This window comes from Sporosarcina sp. FA9 (assembly GCF_051550205.1).
Taxonomy (GTDB): Bacteria; Bacillota; Bacilli; order Bacillales_A; family Planococcaceae; genus Sporosarcina.
Map to the genome: position 1 here is coordinate 3,066,115 of NZ_CP188819.1, position 16,789 is coordinate 3,082,903.

The following is a 16,789-nucleotide window of genomic DNA, read 5'->3' on the forward strand; positions in this document are numbered from 1 at the left end:
GGATAGGCCCCCTTATCGAACTCTTTCTTTTTCATGCGGCAATGCTGTGTCTGAATAGATGTCTGTCGGGTATTCCCCCGTAAAACAAGCTAAACACTGACCACAATTCTTTGTTTTATCTGGTCGTCCAATGGATTCAAGCATTGCTTCAGGTGATAAGAATGTCAGAGAATCTGCACCTATTAATTCACGTATTTCATCAATTGAACGATTTGTTGCAATAAGTTCAGAATCTGTACTAATGTCTACGCCGTAAAAACATGGACTCACTAGCGGTGGAGATGCAATAACGACATGCACTTCTGTAGCTCCAGCCTCTTTTAATAAAGTGACAATACGCTTGGATGTCGTTCCTCGAACAATCGAATCGTCGACCATTACAACACGTTTGCCGTTTACTACTTGCCGAACTGGAGAAAGTTTCATCTTGACGCCTTTTTCACGCAATTCCTGTGACGGCTCAATAAATGTACGACCTACATAACGGTTTTTTATTAAACCAAGTTCATAAGGTATTCCACTTTCTTCGGAAAATCCAATTGCTGCGGAAATACTTGAATCCGGAACTCCTGTTACAACATCCGCTTCAATTTTCACTTCACGCGCAAGTCGTTTACCACAACGTTTTCGTGCCATATGGATATTAATGCCGTCAATATCTGAATCGGGACGAGCAAAATAGACGTATTCCATTGAGCACATCGCCGAGTCTGCAGCTGGTGCGAATCTCTCGGAGTGAATCCCTTTATTATTAATAATAATGAGTTCACCAGGTTCAACCGAACGGACATGTTCTGCACCTATAATATCGAATGCACATGTTTCAGAAGCCACCACCCACGCATCACCCAATTTACCTAAAGAGAGCGGACGCAGACCATTTGGATCTTGAGCAATCATCAAGCTATCTTCAGTCAGCATGACGAATGCAAATGCTCCTTTAAGCATGGATAATGCTTTTTTCACACGGTCTCTTTGCGTTAAAGAACCACTACTTCTTTTGATTAAATGAGCAAGGACCTCAGTATCGGAATTCGTCTGAAAAATACTCCCTTGTCTTTCAAGATGTTCGCGCAGCTCAACAGCGTTTACAATATTCCCGTTATGAGCAAGCGATATACTACCCGTCGTTGAACGGAAAAGAAGCGGCTGCACATTTTCTATGCCTCGACCATTTTCTGATGAATACCGCACTTGTGCAATTCCACCATGGCCTTTTAAGTTGTTTAAACGGTTGCCCGCAAACACTTCATTCACTAAGCCTTCATCTTTAATGACTTGGAAACCCTTGCCGTTTGTAACAACAATACCGGCTCCTTCTTGTCCCCGGTGTTGCAATGCGTGCAGACCATAATAACTGATTTGCGCCGCATCCTCATGACCCCAAATGCCGAACACGCCGCACTCTTCGTTTAGGCTTCTAAGTTCAGCAAGCATTCAATAGCGCCTCCCCATGCAGATTGGAACTCTTCAACAGTTCCATCAATTAATACCGACCCATTATCACTTTGAATAACAATTCGATCGTTTTCTGTTACAGACCCAATTTTCACAGCATCTTTCACAGCATCTTCAAACGCCGCGATATTCTCTTCTTTAACCGTAACTATAAAACGTGATTGCGTTTCACTGAACAATGCCGTTACAGCAGAACCAGAAATTGTCACTTCAGCCCCTAAACCTTCTGCACCAAATGCCTTCTCGCAAAGAGCTACTGAGAAACCACCCTCCGACAAATCAGTTGCCGATTCTACTAAATGGTTTTGAATCGCAGTAAGAAGTGCCTTTTGACGGACAGCTTCGACATCCAGATCAATCGCCGGTGCTTGACCGTAAATTTTGCCTTCCGTCATTTGTTGAAGCTCGCTGCCACCGAAATCAAGTGTCGCTTCACCAATCACATAAATTGCATCGCCAGCGTTTTTAAACTCCGTGGTCGTTACTTGTGATAAATCATGTACAAGACCTACCATACCAATTGTTGGTGTTGGATAAATCGGAACACCATTCACTTCATTCGATAAAGAAACGTTCCCACTAATTACAGGTGTGTTTAGCGTACGACAAGCATCTGATATTCCGTCCGCAGATTTTTCAAATTGCCAAAACACTTCAGGCTTGTCCGCACTACCAAAGTTTAAGCAGTCTGTCACAGCGATTGGTTCAGCTCCTGAACAAATCAAATTACGAGCCGCTTCTGCAATTGCTATTTTCCCACCCGTTTGTGGATCTAGATATACATAACGTGAGTTACAATCGGACGTCATAGCAAGACCTTTATTCGTACCATCTACACGAATGACGCCTGCAGAAGAACCTGGTGCAACAACCGTATTGCGACGAGCATGTGTATCAAATTGGTTGTACACCCACGCTTTTGAAGCAATCGTCGGACGCTTTAATAGATTGATTAACGTTTCTTTTAAATCAGCGACTTTGGGTTCTGTCATTTCCATAGCTTGAAATTCTCTGAAGTACGCCGGTTCTTCTGACTTTTTAGTATAAACAGGAGAGTCTTCAGCTAGTAAATCTGCTGATATTTCCGCTGCGATTTCACCTTTATGAAAGAGACGAAGCATTTTATCGTCTGTTACTTTACCAATTGTCACGGCTTCAACACCGTATTTTGCAAAAAGATCTGTTACTTCTTGTTCATGACCTTTTTTTACAACAATGAGCATACGCTCTTGTGATTCAGACAACATCATTTCATATGCTGTCATTCCTTCTTCACGCTGAGGTACAAGATCCAGATTTAATTCAACCCCGTATCCTGCTTTTGAAGCCATTTCAGCTGCTGAAGACGTCAAACCTGCCGCACCCATATCTTGAATACCAATGAGTACATCTGATTTCACAAGTTCTAAACAAGCATCCATGACAAGTTTCTCAAGGAATGGATCACCTGCTTGCATAACAGGAAGTTTTCCCTCTTCTTCTACAGACACTTCTTGAGAAGACATTGTTGCTCCGTGAATTCCGTCACGTCCAGTAGTTGCGCCTGCATACATGACACTATTTCCAACACCAGCTGCAACACCTTTTTGAATATCTTCATGATTTAAAAGTCCAACAGCCATCGCATTGACGAGTGGTCGTTTCGAATAACAATTATCAAACTGCACTTCGCCTGCAATCGTCGGAATACCAATGATATTTCCGTAACTTGCAATGCCCGAAACAGCCTCTTCAAATAAAAAGCGGTCACGTGGATCCGTCAAATCACCAAAACGAAGTGAGTTAACAAGTGCAACTGGACGAGCTCCCATTGAAAATACATCACGTAAAACCCCGCCAGCACCTGTCGCAGCACCAATAAATGGTTCTATTGCAGAAGGTGAGTTATGGGATTCCATTTTGAATACCGCGGCTTGATTGTCACCAATATCTACAATTCCTGCTCCTTCTCCGGGCCCTTGAAGAACACGTGGACCTTTTGTCGGGAACTTACGAAGGACATTTTTCGAACTCTTATATGAACAATGCTCAGACCACATTGCAGAAAACAATCCCGTTTCTGTGTAGTTTGGATTTCGACCTAACATTTTTACAGCAAGGCCAAATTCTTCTTCAGTCATACCCATTTGAAGGTACAGCTTTTCATCTATGATTTGTTGCTCGTTCGGTTCATGCATGGTTGACATTTTTTTCATTCCACCTTTTTAAGATTGAATTGAAGAGAGGTAACCCGTCTGTTCCTCCGATAATTTCTTCTACTGCACGTTCTGGAAGTGGCATAATACCGAGTACATTGCCCTCTTCATTTAACACACCTGCAATGTTTTCCGTACTGCCATCGCCAATTTCATCTGTATATGTAAATACGATGCGATTGCTTTCTTTCAATCCTGCTAAAGATTTATCATCTATATAGTAGTTGCCGTATTGATGTGCGAACGGTATTGTGATTTCCTGGCCTTGTTCATAGTTGGATGTAAATACTGAATCCGTATTTTGAACAGTGAGTTTTGCTTTTCCTGATCTGAATTTAAGTCCTTTATTTTGCAAGAATGCACCTGGAAGTATTCCCGTCTCCACTAGAATTTGAAATCCATTTCCTACACCCAATACAGGTTTTCCTGACGCGACAAAATTTTTCAATTCAGGTATTGCTGGTGAGCTTTTCGCAAGTGCACCCGGGCGGAGATAATCACCATAAGATGCTCCTGTTGGAATGAATACTGCGTCATACTCAGATAGCTCTGCGGTCATATGCGAAACATAGTCGGCTTTCTCACCAAGTACTTCATTTATCGCATGATGCATGTCGATATCGCAGCCGGATCCTGGAAATACTAAGATAGCGAACTTCATTTGCCCGCGACCTCCCCGATTTCATATCGATAATCTTCAATTACTTCGTTAACGAGCAACTTTTTACACATTTCTTTAATTCTTGCATCAATATCTCCAGACAAGTCTGTAAGTTCAAGTTCAATTAGCTTGCCAACACGAACGCTTTTCACTTCATTGTAACCCATTGTTTGTAATGCATCTTTCGTTACTATTCCTTGTGGATCTACAACACTTTCACGAAGTGTCACATATACGTTTACTTTAGTCATCTTTTTTTCCTCCTAAATGGAATCAAATTAGTTATTATTTTCAGACCATAAATTTGTTGCATCAATATCTATTAATGTTTTTTCAATATTATCCGTCATGATTGTGATATGACCCATTTTACGCATATGTTTCGCTTCAGCTTTACCGTATAAATGAACGGACCAATCAGGATGATCCTTAATAACCTTCTTAAGGGGTGCTACATGTTGACCTAGAATATTCACCATGATTGATGGCGCCCACAGCTTAGGCTTTCTTAAAGGCCACCCACAAACCGCACGGACGTGTTGATGAAATTGAGATATGTTACAAGCTTCAATTGAATAGTGACCAGAGTTATGAGGTCTAGGTGCAAGCTCGTTAATGACAATGCCGTTATCTTTAAGTACAAACATTTCAACCGCAAGTGTGCCAACCAATTCTAGGTGGTCTGCAATTTTGCTTGCAGCCTCTTCAGCTTGTGCTAAAACAGTCTCATGTACTCGTGCTGGAACAATGGACTCGTGCAAAATATGATTAACATGAATGTTTTCAGCAATTGGTAAACAGTAAGATTGCCCAGCAGCATTGCGCTGAATAATAACCGAGATTTCTTTTTCAAATGGAACAAAAGCTTCAGCAATACATGCAGAGTGAGTGAATAGAGATTCTGCTTCATTTACTTCTTCCATTGAGTTGACTTTCACTTGCCCTTTGCCGTCATAACCACCAAATGCAGTTTTTACAATACAAGGAAATCCAATTTCATGTACTTTGGAAGTAAACTCGTCGTAAGTAAGTGCCGTTATATAATTTGCAACTGGTGCTCCTGCTGCTGTAATTTGTTCTTTTTCACGAATGCGATTTTGCGTAATTCGCACAAGTTCCGCACCTTGTGGAACATAAGCGATTTCAGTTAGACGCTTTAGGCCTTCATAATCAATATTTTCAAACTCATACGTAATTACATCACTGACTTCACCCAGTTCCTCAAGTGCTTCTTGATCGTTATAAGGTGCAACAATTCGAATGTCTGCTATTTGACCACATGGTGAATCTGACACCGGGTCAAGAACAGCAATTTTAAATCCCGCTTCTTTTGCTGCCAAGCCCATCATTCTGCCAAGTTGACCCCCACCGATAATACCGATTGTTTGTCCAGGTAATATTGTTTTCATAAAAGATCACCACTGCTTTCAATTGATTCATTGCGCATTTTAAGACGACGTCCTTCAATACGTTTCATAATGTCTTCATCATTAATTCCTAATATTTGCGCAGCCAATAATCCAGCATTTATTGCTCCTGCTTTTCCTATCGATACTGTAGCCACTGGAACACCGCCTGGCATTTGGACGATTGATAGTAGGGAATCCATTCCATTCAATGCTTTTGATTGTATTGGAACACCAATGACAGGAAGAAGCGTTTTAGATGCGACCATCCCAGGAAGATGAGCTGCGCCACCAGCACCTGCCACAATAACCTTAATTCCGCGTTTCTCTGCCTGGTCGGCATACTCAAACATTAAGTCAGGTGTACGATGTGCTGAGACAACTCTTTTCTCATATGGAACTGAAAGCTCGTCCAGTATGTCACATGTATTTTTCATAGTTTCCCAATCACTTTTACTTCCCATAATAACGCCAATTTTTGGTATCAAACGGATTCCGCTCCTTTTAATTCAAAATTCAATGGTAAGAATTTCAATAGACTAAACTCCATAAATATACAAAATCAGACACGTACTATATTAATTGATTTTTCAAACAAAAAAATCGAATAAACCGCTTTTCACTATACATGAAAAGCAGATTACTCGAGGAGATAGAAATATACGTTAAGATGAATGCAACCATTGGTTCGCACACACCCTTCGCTACCATTCCTAGAAGTCGCTTTCCCGCATAGTCCAGACATTAAGGTGCCTTGGTAGAAACACTAAGGCCGATTCCTCAGTATATATGGGGATTTCTATTACTATACGTATTTTATCAAGAAAAACAGCATTCGTCAACGAAAAAAGCGAACGAAAGCATTAAATCCAATTGCAATGTTCGTCTTTTCGACAAATCATTATTTCTCAATGAGCTGTCCTTTAAATTTAATCAATTGCCTGATTGGAACCTTCTCACCATTAACTTCTGTGAAAAGTGGTTCTTCTTTTCTACCTGCTGGAATATAACCAGCTTTATGCATTCTTTCCAGACACTCTTCAATATTTTCATTTTCTCCAACTTCAAACCATATCGTCTTCTTTTGGCTCATTTAAACAATTTTCCTCTCCGTACAGATTTAACCCAAAATCCTCCATGTATCGACTTCGGTTCATATGAAATAATAAATGCTTTAGGATCCAATTCTTTAATTGCCATATAAAGCTTTAATTCGTATTTTCTAGGTGTAAGTATTTGTAAAGCTGACCGATTTCCTTCAAGTCCATTAGCAGACCAGTCCGTAACGCCGTATCCTAGATCACGAAGAGCTTTAGGAAGCATCTTATTTACATCTGCTGTCACTACGTTTACTGTAATATAACCAAGAGCCATTTTCTCCTCAATCTTTGTTCCAATAATAACACCACATCCATAACCAACTGCATATGCCACTAAGTTTTGAATTTCATTCAGGTTATCAAGAACAAGACCGAGCCCAACTACATAAATTACAACTTCCACCATACTAACAGCGGCTGCAATATACCTATACCCTTTTAACGTTAAAATCATTCGTACTGTGAAAAATGTTACGTAAATAATATTAATAGTAAATATAATAAGTGCCATTTGCAATTCAATCACACCTTTCAACAATTGATATTAGCTTATCGGGAATAGGAGTACAATACAAGAGTTATAGGTTTAACTGATGATATTTTTTAATCCAGCGTTTTTTATTGTACTATTTATGGCACTTATTTGTAGGTTCGGAAGTTGGATTTTGGTGATTGATGGGATGTTTTCGGGAGAATTTTGGGCAGGATTGCGAAGTTTCGGGAAAACGTTGCGAGGTTTGCGGAAAACGTTGCGAGGTTTTGTAGAAACGTTGCGAAGTTTCGGGAAAACGTTGCGAGGTTTCGTGAGAACGTTGCGAAGTTCTAGAAAAGCATTATTTATTTAGACATAAAAAAGAAGTTACTACCATTAAAGGTAATAACTTCTTTAGTGCCTGGCAACGTCCTACTCTTGCAGGGGGAAACCCCCAACTACCATCGGCGCTGAAGAGCTTAACTACCGTGTTCGAGATGGGAACGGGTGTGACCTCTTCGCTATTGCCACCAGACTCTTTTGAGTTTTTTCAGAAAAATAATCTTCTTCATTCACTCAAAACTGGATAAAACAGACATTAAGGAAGAATGGTTAGATTCTTCCGACGAATCGAGGTCAATCATACCTCTTCATTTTATTGGTTAAGTCCTCGATCAATTAGTATCCGTCAGCTACACACGTCGCCGCGCTTACACCCCGGACCTATCAACCTCATCTTCTTTGAGGGATCTTACTTACTTGCGTAATGGGAAATCTCATCTCGAAGGGGGCTTCATGCTTAGATGCTTTCAGCATTTATCCCGTCCATACGTAGCTACCCAGCGATGCCTTTGGCAAGACAACTGGTACACCAGCGGTATGTCCATCCCGGTCCTCTCGTACTAAGGACAGCTCTTCTCAAATTTCCTGCGCCCGCGACGGATAGGGACCGAACTGTCTCACGACGTTCTGAACCCAGCTCGCGTACCGCTTTAATGGGCGAACAGCCCAACCCTTGGGACCGACTACAGCCCCAGGATGCGATGAGCCGACATCGAGGTGCCAAACCTCCCCGTCGATGTGGACTCTTGGGGGAGATAAGCCTGTTATCCCCGGGGTAGCTTTTATCCGTTGAGCGATGGCCCTTCCATGCGGAACCACCGGATCACTAAGCCCGTCTTTCGACCCTGCTCGACTTGTAGGTCTCGCAGTCAAGCTCCCTTATGCCTTTGCACTCTACGAATGATGTCCAACCATTCTGAGGGAACCTTTGGGCGCCTCCGTTACTCTTTAGGAGGCGACCGCCCCAGTCAAACTGCCCACCTGACACTGTCTCCTGCCCCGATAAGGGGCATGGGTTAGAAGTCCAATACAACCAGGGTAGTATCCCACCAACGCCTCCTCCGAAGCTAGCGCTCCGGAATCTAAGGCTCCTACCTATCCTGTACAGGTTGCATCGGAATTCAATATCAAGCTACAGTAAAGCTCCACGGGGTCTTTCCGTCCTGTCGCGGGTAACCTGCATCTTCACAGGTACTATAATTTCACCGAGTCTCTCGTTGAGACAGTGCCCAGATCGTTACGCCTTTCGTGCGGGTCGGAACTTACCCGACAAGGAATTTCGCTACCTTAGGACCGTTATAGTTACGGCCGCCGTTTACTGGGGCTTCAATTCGAAGCTTCGCTTGCGCTAACCTCTCCTCTTAACCTTCCAGCACCGGGCAGGCGTCAGCCCCTATACTTCACCTTGCGGTTTTGCAGAGACCTGTGTTTTTGCTAAACAGTCGCCTGGGCCTATTCACTGCGGCTCTCTCGGGCTTTAACACCCTACCAGAGCACCCCTTCTCCCGAAGTTACGGGGTCATTTTGCCGAGTTCCTTAACGAGAGTTCTCTCGATCACCTTAGGATTCTCTCCTCGCCTACCTGTGTCGGTTTGCGGTACAGGCACCTCCCGCCTCGCTAGAGGCTTTTCTTGGCAGCGTGAAATCAGGGACTCCAGGGAATACTCCCCTTGCCATCACAGCTCAATGTTATAGAAATGGGATTTGCCTCATTTCACACCTCACTGCTTAGACGCACATAACCAACAGTGCGCTCACCCTATCCTACTGCGTCACCCCATTGCTCAAACGGCGGGGAGGTGGTACAGGAATATCAACCTGTTGTCCATCGTCTACGCCTTTCGGCCTCAACTTAGGTCCTGACTAACCCTGAGCGGACGAGCCTTCCTCAGGAAACCTTGGGCATTCGGTGGAAGGGATTCTCACCCTTCTTTCGCTACTCATACCGGCATTCTCACTTCCAAGCGCTCCACTAGTCCTTACGATCTAGCTTCGACGCCCTTGGAACGCTCTCCTACCACTGACACATACGTGTCAATCCACAGTTTCGGTGATCTGTTTAGCCCCGGTACATTTTCGGCGCAGCGCCACTCGACCAGTGAGCTATTACGCACTCTTTAAATGATGGCTGCTTCTGAGCCAACATCCTGGTTGTCTGGGCAACGCCACATCCTTTTCCACTTAACAGATACTTGGGGACCTTAACTGGTGGTCTGGGCTGTTTCCCTCTCGACTACGGATCTTATCACCCGCAGTCTGACTCCCAAACATAAATCTTCGGCATTCGGAGTTTGTCTGAATTCGGTAACCCGGGATGGGCCCCTAGTCCAAACAGTGCTCTACCTCCGAGATTCTATCGTTTGAGGCTAGCCCTAAAGCTATTTCGGAGAGAACCAGCTATCTCCAGGTTCGATTGGAATTTCACCGCTACCCACACCTCATCCCCGCATTTTTCAACATACGTGGGTTCGGGCCTCCAGTAAGTGTTACCTTACCTTCACCCTGGACATGGGTAGATCACCTGGTTTCGGGTCTACGACCCCATACTTATTCGCCCTATTCAGACTCGCTTTCGCTGCGGCTCCGCATTCTCTGCTTAACCTTGCATGGAATCAGTAACTCGCCGGTTCATTCTACAAAAGGCACGCCATCACCCAGCGTATTTCCCCGAAGGGAAATACGCACCGGGCTCTGACTACTTGTAGGCACATGGTTTCAGGATCTATTTCACTCCCCTTCCGGGGTGCTTTTCACCTTTCCCTCACGGTACTGGTTCACTATCGGTCACTAGGGAGTATTTAGCCTTGGGAGATGGTCCTCCCGGATTCCGACGGAATTTCACGTGTTCCGCCGTACTCAGGATACACTCTGGAGAGAATGAACTTTCGACTACGGGGCTTTTACCCTTTATTGCGGACCTTTCCAGATCGCTTCGTCTAATTCATTCCTTTGTAACTCCGTATAGAGTGTCCTACAACCCCAAGAAGCAAGCTTCTTGGTTTGGGCTCTTCCCGTTTCGCTCGCCGCTACTCAGGGAATCGAATTTCTTTCTCTTCCTCCGGATACTTAGATGTTTCAGTTCTCCGGGTGTGCCTCGTTTACGCTATGTATTCACGTAAACGTACTACCCTATTAAAGGTAGTGGGTTTCCCCATTCGGAAATCTCCGGATCAAAGCTTACTTACAGCTCCCCGGAGCATATCGGTGTTAGTGCCGTCCTTCTTAGGCTCCTAGTGCCAAGGCATCCGCCATGCGCCCTTTCTAACTTAACCATTAGAATTTCGATACACGTCGCATTGCGTTGTCAGCTTCACTCGTTTAGTCAGTCACGTACCTGAGTACGTTCCTTCCCTCACTCGATTGCTTCCTAGCACTGCTTGTGTCTCCAAACTCTACTTAGCGAATCGTTCATTGCAGCGATGCAAATCCAGATTCTTAAAAAGGTACTGTAAATTAGTAAACTAATTTACATGATTGATTCTTGATTGTTTTTATTAATGTCGTTTTATCCAGTTTTCAATGAACAAGTTTTGAAGTTTCTTATAACAATAGCTCTCCAAGCAAAAAAGCGCTCAAATGAGGCTGTCATAAACCTTCAAAACTGAACGCAAAACGTCGTTAGCGAAGAATATTTATACTCTTCATTTTATAGATCAGAGATCTATATTCCGAATGTCTAGACTTCACATACCAAAGTATGATCTGCTCGTAGACAAATTCCTTAGAAAGGAGGTGATCCAGCCGCACCTTCCGATACGGCTACCTTGTTACGACTTCACCCCAATCATCTGTCCCACCTTCGGCGGCTGGCTCCCACAAGGGGTTACCTCACCGACTTCGGGTGTTACAAACTCTCGTGGTGTGACGGGCGGTGTGTACAAGACCCGGGAACGTATTCACCGTGGCATGCTGATCCACGATTACTAGCGATTCCGGCTTCATGCAGGCGAGTTGCAGCCTGCAATCCGAACTGGGAACGGTTTTATCGGATTGGCTCCCCCTCGCGGGTTGGCAACCGTCTGTACCGTCCATTGTAGCACGTGTGTAGCCCAGGTCATAAGGGGCATGATGATTTGACGTCATCCCCACCTTCCTCCGATTTATCACCGGCAGTCACCTTAGAGTGCCCAACTGAATGGTGGCAACTAAGATCAAGGGTTGCGCTCGTTACGGGACTTAACCCAACATCTCACGACACGAGCTGACGACAACCATGCACCACCTGTCACCGCTGTCCCCGAAGGGAAAAGTGTATCTCTACACCGGTCAGCGGGATGTCAAGACCTGGTAAGGTTCTTCGCGTTGCTTCGAATTAAACCACATGCTCCACCGCTTGTGCGGGTCCCCGTCAATTCCTTTGAGTTTCAGCCTTGCGGCCGTACTCCCCAGGCGGAGTGCTTAATGCGTTAGCTGCAGCACTAAGGGGCGGAAACCCCCTAACACTTAGCACTCATCGTTTACGGCGTGGACTACCAGGGTATCTAATCCTGTTTGCTCCCCACGCTTTCGCGCCTCAGCGTCAGTTACAGACCAGAAAGCCGCCTTCGCCACTGGTGTTCCTCCACATCTCTACGCATTTCACCGCTACACGTGGAATTCCGCTTTCCTCTTCTGTACTCAAGTCCTTCAGTTTCCAATGACCTTCCACGGTTGAGCCGTGGGCTTTCACATCAGACTTAAAAGACCGCCTGCGCGCGCTTTACGCCCAATAATTCCGGACAACGCTTGCCACCTACGTATTACCGCGGCTGCTGGCACGTAGTTAGCCGTGGCTTTCTAATGAGGTACCGTCAAGGCACGGGCAGTTACTCCCGTACTTGTTCTTCCCTCACAACAGAGCTTTACGATCCGAAAACCTTCTTCACTCACGCGGCATTGCTCCATCAGACTTTCGTCCATTGTGGAAGATTCCCTACTGCTGCCTCCCGTAGGAGTCTGGGCCGTGTCTCAGTCCCAGTGTGGCCGATCACCCTCTCAGGTCGGCTACGCATCGTCGCCTTGGTAAGCCGTTACCTTACCAACTAGCTAATGCGCCGCGGGCCCATCCTGCAGTGACAGCCGAAACCGTCTTTCAGAGTACTCTCATGCGAGAGTGCTGATTATTCGGTATTAGCCCCGGTTTCCCGGAGTTATCCCCATCTGCAGGGCAGGTTGCCCACGTGTTACTCACCCATCCGCCGCTAATCTAAAGGAGCAAGCTCCAATAGATTCGCTCGACTTGCATGTATTAGGCATGCCGCCAGCGTTCGTCCTGAGCCAGGATCAAACTCTCCATAATACTGGCTAGTCGATACGCAGCACATCACGTTGTCGATTTCGCTTGATCAGTCGGTCACGTACCCAAAAGTACGTTCCCTCCTTCTCGCGCTCATCTCCTAGTGCTGCACTACGTCTCGACCGCCAGTGAATACAGAAACTTGAATAGCTCTAGTTTCTATGCTGGCATTAATGAAAAATGTTGCCATTCTTCAATGATGTCATGTTGAAGGATTGAAATTCAATCCTTCAGTTGTTTCTGTTCTTCTGACGGAAATCAGCTTACTTGGAAACGTTTATACTCTGTACACCGAAGTGTATCGAGTTTAAAAATTCTATCGACGTTTTGCTGTTCAGTTTTCAAGGTTCATTTATTTATTGTCTTATTGTGTCGCAAAACATAATTTGTTAAGTTGTTTTGGCTACTCACTTAATATAACAAGTCTTCATTCTAATGTCAACACTTTTGAATAAGTTCTTTAAAAAGAGAGTGAACCTTTATTATATCTCATTACTCCAAAATTTCAAGTAATAAGCTAACCATCATACCTGCAGGCTTTCCGTTCTTCATTTCACACAGAAAAGATCCTCACCTATTAACTCCTTACCTAAAATAGTTTTCATCATTCACGTGCAGTTAATAATAAAAACGACCTTTCTCCTGATTTCACAAGAGAAAAGTCGTTTTAAGTATTACTTTTTAACAAATATAAAATACGCTAAGAAGATAAACCACATGCCATACATGATTGGATGAACTTCTTTTCTTCTACCACTTAAAATCATTGTAATCGGATAGAAGATGAAACCCATCGCAATACCCGTAGCAATACTATATGTCAGGGGCATTGCAATAATTGTAAGAAATGCTGGTACTGCTATCTCAAATTGTTTCCATTCAATATTACCAAGTGTAGAAACCATTAGTACACCTACGATTACGAGTGCAGGTGCAGTAACGTGCGGAGTAATTACCATTAATAGAGGCGAAAAGAATAAAGCCAGTAAGAAAAGTAATCCCGTAACTACCGCGGCAAAACCTGTTCGTGCTCCTGCAGCTACTCCTGCTGACGACTCAATATACGAAGTTGTTGTCGAAGTTCCGAAAATAGCTCCAGTTACAGTTGCTAGTGAATCTGAAAGAAGGGCCTTACCAGCACGTGGTAATTTGTTATCCTTCATTAAACCAGCTTGATTTGCAACAGCGACCAGCGTACCCGCTGTATCAAAGAAGTCAACGAATAGAAATGTAATTACAACGATGAGGAACGGAACTGTAAATAAAGATGCTGGATCATTGAATATCGGTTCGAAAGCCACACCGAATGTTGGTGCTACACTCGGAATTTTACCGATGACTTTTCCCGGGATATCAATAAGACCCGCAAACATACCAACAACAGTCGTTGCAATCATTCCATAGAAGATTGCCCCTTTTATTTTACGAACCATCATTATAACGGTTAGGACGAGCCCGAAAATAGCAAGTAGTGTCGGCCCCTGCGATAAATCGCCCAGTGTTACGAGTGTCGCAGGATCTGCCACGATAATTCCCGCATTTTGAAAGCCTAGAAATGTTATAAAAAGACCAATACCTGCACCCACTGCATATTTAAGCTGTGCAGGGATTGCATTGATAATAATTTCTCGTATTCCGGAAAGAGATAAGATAATAAATATTAGTCCTGAAAATAACACGCCCGTTAAAGCGGTTTGCCAAGGGATACCATATGTTAGGACAACTGTGTAAGCAAAAAATGCATTTAACCCCATACCTGGTGCAAGCCCTATCGGATATCTTGCTATAATACCCATTACTAGTGAACCAACCGCCGCGGCTAGCGCTGTTGCAACGAAGACCGCTCCCTTATCCATACGCATCGCTTCCGGTAAATCAGCCACCGAATCGAGTGACAGCATAAGCGGATTTACAACTAGAATATACGCCATTGCAAGAAACGTCGTAAGTCCCCCGATGATTTCTTGTCTATAACTTGTACCCAATTTATCAAATTCAAAATACTTTTTCATTATATAATTACCTTCCTTTAATTCGAATTTTAAGCATTAAAAAAACATACGACATTTCATCGTATGCTTCCCAACTACAAATTCAAATAGAAGGGATTTCCCCTCTATTTTAAATTAAAGAAGAATTAAAATTCATCCTTCTTTCGTAGTCGGAACATTTAAGGTGTTCCGGTAGAGACTTCTACGCCATATCCGTAGACTTATACGATTTATTTAGTTGTCAATATATCCTGTTTTTCAGGATTAGTAATTATTCCCACTCTATTGTGGATGGTGGCTTGCTCGTTATGTCATAGAGTACACGGTTGATATGCGGTACTTCTGTAGTTATTCGAGAACTAATTTTCTGTAGAACTTCCCAAGGGATTTTCGCCCAATCTGAAGTCATACCATCTACTGAATTCACTGCACGAATCCCTATAGCATAGTCATACGTGCGTTTACCATCCGTCACTCCAACGCTTCGAATATCCGGAAGCACAGTAAAGTACTGCCAAATTGAACGGTCTAGACCTGCTTTTTTAATTTCATCGCGTAAAACCCAATCGGATTCACGAACAATTTCCAATTTTTCTTCCGTTATTGCACCTAATACACGAATTCCAAGACCTGGTCCTGGGAATGGTTGACGTCTGACAATTTCTTCTGGAAGTCCAAGTTCAGCACCTACCGCTCGAACTTCATCTTTAAACAATGCTGCTAGGGGCTCGATTAATTCGAACTCAAGGTCTTCTGGAAGACCACCAACATTATGATGGGATTTAATCGTCTGTGAAGTAACTGTTCCACTTTCAATAATATCCGTATAAATTGTACCTTGCGCTAGGAAATCAATGCCTTCAAGTTTTTTCGATTCATCATCAAATACAGCTATAAACTCGTTGCCTATAATCTTCCGTTTCTGCTCAGGTTCTGAAACACCTGCAAGTTTGCTTAGGAAGCGTTCGCTTGCATCCACTTTAATAAAGTTCATATGGAACTTGTCACTAAACGTTTCAACGACTCCGTCTGCTTCGCCTTTACGGAGTAGACCGTGGTCTACAAAAATACAAGTGAGTTGGTCGCCGATTGCACGGTGAATTAATGCTGCTACGACTGAAGAGTCTACGCCGCCACTAAGTGCACACAAAACTTTTCGGTCGCCAACAGTTGCACGAATTCTTTCTATTTCAAGAGCTACAAAGCCAGACATTGTCCAATTGTTTTTTGCTTCACATATATTAAAAATGAATTTTTCAAGGAAGTCCCTGCCGTGCTCAGATTGCTGAACTTCTGGTTGGAATTGAATTCCGTATATTTTCCGATTGTCATCACCAATTGCAGCGATTTCACTTGGTTCACTACTGGCGTACGATGAAAAACCTTCTGGAAGTACCGTTATTTTATCACCAAGGCTAAGAAAAACTTCTTGTGATTCAGGCTGACCTTCGAATAATTTGGAAGAAGTATTTAAAGAAATCTTTTCAACTTCGTACGTGCGCTTGGAAACCTTTTCTAACCGGCCACCAAAATGATTTACGGCTAGGTGCATTCCGTAACAAATACCAAGAATAGGAATACCCGCTGTAAAGATTTCAGGATCTATACTGTAAGCACCTTCGTCTCCAACCGAAAATGGTCCGCCCGACAAAATAATTCCGACAGCATTCATTTTCTTAATCTCTTCAGCGGTCGTTGTATGCTGGTGTAATTCACTATACACACCGAATTCACGAATCGTCCGTGTCAATTGCGTATTATGCGGACTACCAAAATCAAGTACTACAATCTTTTCCTGTTCGACCAACAAAGGAGCTGTTGACAATGAATCCACCTCTTCCAATTTTATTCTAGTACGATTCAAAAAAGAAAAACGCGCTAGAAAGGCC

10 protein-coding genes, 3 rRNA genes and 2 riboswitches are annotated in these 16,789 nt (G+C 43.6%); all 13 genes read right to left on the reverse strand.

Going from position 1 to position 16,789, the window contains the following annotated elements:
• Positions 1-12: 12 nt before the first annotated feature.
• The 13 genes from purF to guaA all read right to left on the reverse strand — a co-directional run bounded on the left by purF (position 13) and on the right by guaA (position 16,725).
• On the reverse strand, positions 13-1,437 hold the full coding sequence (gene purF / locus ACP8HH_RS15625; protein ID WP_438312885.1) for an amidophosphoribosyltransferase: 1,425 nt from the start codon (positions 1,435-1,437) through the stop codon (positions 13-15).
• Entirely contained in the window at positions 1,413-3,644 is a 2,232-nt protein-coding gene (purL, locus tag ACP8HH_RS15630; protein ID WP_438312886.1) for a phosphoribosylformylglycinamidine synthase subunit PurL, read from the reverse strand. Before purL ends, purF begins: the two co-directional genes overlap by 25 nt.
• Complete coding sequence (gene purQ / locus ACP8HH_RS15635) at positions 3,628-4,314, reverse strand: phosphoribosylformylglycinamidine synthase subunit PurQ (protein ID WP_438312888.1); 687 nt, start codon at positions 4,312-4,314, stop codon at positions 3,628-3,630. The genes purL and purQ overlap by 17 nt, the downstream gene beginning before the upstream one ends.
• On the reverse strand, positions 4,311-4,565 hold the full coding sequence (gene purS, locus ACP8HH_RS15640; protein ID WP_438312890.1) for a phosphoribosylformylglycinamidine synthase subunit PurS: 255 nt from the start codon (positions 4,563-4,565) through the stop codon (positions 4,311-4,313). The genes purQ and purS overlap by 4 nt, the downstream gene beginning before the upstream one ends.
• 27 nt (positions 4,566-4,592) lie before the next feature.
• Positions 4,593-5,723, reverse strand: coding sequence for a 5-(carboxyamino)imidazole ribonucleotide synthase (gene purK, locus ACP8HH_RS15645; protein ID WP_438312892.1), 1,131 nt, complete (start codon positions 5,721-5,723; stop codon positions 4,593-4,595).
• Positions 5,720-6,184: a 5-(carboxyamino)imidazole ribonucleotide mutase gene (gene purE / locus ACP8HH_RS15650; protein ID WP_438319214.1), complete on the reverse strand. Its 465-nt coding sequence runs from the start codon at positions 6,182-6,184 to the stop codon at positions 5,720-5,722. The genes purK and purE overlap by 4 nt, the downstream gene beginning before the upstream one ends.
• Positions 6,185-6,433: 249 nt before the next feature.
• Positions 6,434-6,533, reverse strand: a riboswitch (purine riboswitch).
• 88 nt (positions 6,534-6,621) lie between these two features.
• Entirely contained in the window at positions 6,622-6,813 is a 192-nt protein-coding gene (locus tag ACP8HH_RS15655; protein ID WP_438312894.1) for an NETI motif-containing protein, read from the reverse strand.
• Complete coding sequence (locus ACP8HH_RS15660) at positions 6,810-7,331, reverse strand: DUF2179 domain-containing protein (protein WP_438319215.1); 522 nt, start codon at positions 7,329-7,331, stop codon at positions 6,810-6,812. Before ACP8HH_RS15660 ends, ACP8HH_RS15655 begins: the two co-directional genes overlap by 4 nt.
• Before the next feature lie 380 nt (positions 7,332-7,711).
• Positions 7,712-7,827, reverse strand: a 5S ribosomal RNA gene (gene rrf / locus ACP8HH_RS15665).
• 123 nt (positions 7,828-7,950) lie between these two features.
• A 23S ribosomal RNA gene (locus tag ACP8HH_RS15670) occupies positions 7,951-10,906 on the reverse strand.
• A 453-nt stretch (positions 10,907-11,359) separates the two neighbouring features.
• Positions 11,360-12,912, reverse strand: a 16S ribosomal RNA gene (locus tag ACP8HH_RS15675).
• Together the 16S, 23S and 5S rRNA genes form the textbook arrangement of a ribosomal RNA operon.
• 671 nt (positions 12,913-13,583) lie before the next feature.
• Positions 13,584-14,921, reverse strand: coding sequence for an NCS2 family permease (locus ACP8HH_RS15680; RefSeq protein ID WP_438312896.1), 1,338 nt, complete (start codon positions 14,919-14,921; stop codon positions 13,584-13,586).
• Positions 14,922-15,047: 126 nt separating this feature from the next.
• Positions 15,048-15,149, reverse strand: a riboswitch (purine riboswitch).
• Positions 15,150-15,171: 22 nt separating this feature from the next.
• Positions 15,172-16,725 (reverse strand): glutamine-hydrolyzing GMP synthase, encoded by a 1,554-nt coding sequence (gene guaA / locus ACP8HH_RS15685; protein ID WP_438312897.1) that lies wholly within the window; start codon positions 16,723-16,725, stop codon positions 15,172-15,174.
• Between the last annotated feature and the right edge of the window lie 64 nt (positions 16,726-16,789).

Coding starts and splice junctions, on each gene's coding strand:
- purF (WP_438312885.1), bottom strand. CDS start 1,437: ATGCTTGCTGAACTTAGAAGCCTAAACGAAGAGTGCGGCGTGTTCGGC.
- purL (WP_438312886.1), bottom strand. CDS start 3,644: ATGTCAACCATGCATGAACCGAACGAGCAACAAATCATAGATGAAAAG.
- purQ (WP_438312888.1), bottom strand. CDS start 4,314: ATGAAGTTCGCTATCTTAGTATTTCCAGGATCCGGCTGCGATATCGAC.
- purS (WP_438312890.1), bottom strand. CDS start 4,565: ATGACTAAAGTAAACGTATATGTGACACTTCGTGAAAGTGTTGTAGAT.
- purK (WP_438312892.1), bottom strand. CDS start 5,723: ATGAAAACAATATTACCTGGACAAACAATCGGTATTATCGGTGGGGGT.
- purE (WP_438319214.1), bottom strand. CDS start 6,184: ATGGGAAGTAAAAGTGATTGGGAAACTATGAAAAATACATGTGACATA.
- ACP8HH_RS15655 (WP_438312894.1), bottom strand. CDS start 6,813: ATGAGCCAAAAGAAGACGATATGGTTTGAAGTTGGAGAAAATGAAAAT.
- ACP8HH_RS15660 (WP_438319215.1), bottom strand. CDS start 7,331: ATGGCACTTATTATATTTACTATTAATATTATTTACGTAACATTTTTC.
- ACP8HH_RS15680 (WP_438312896.1), bottom strand. CDS start 14,921: ATGAAAAAGTATTTTGAATTTGATAAATTGGGTACAAGTTATAGACAA.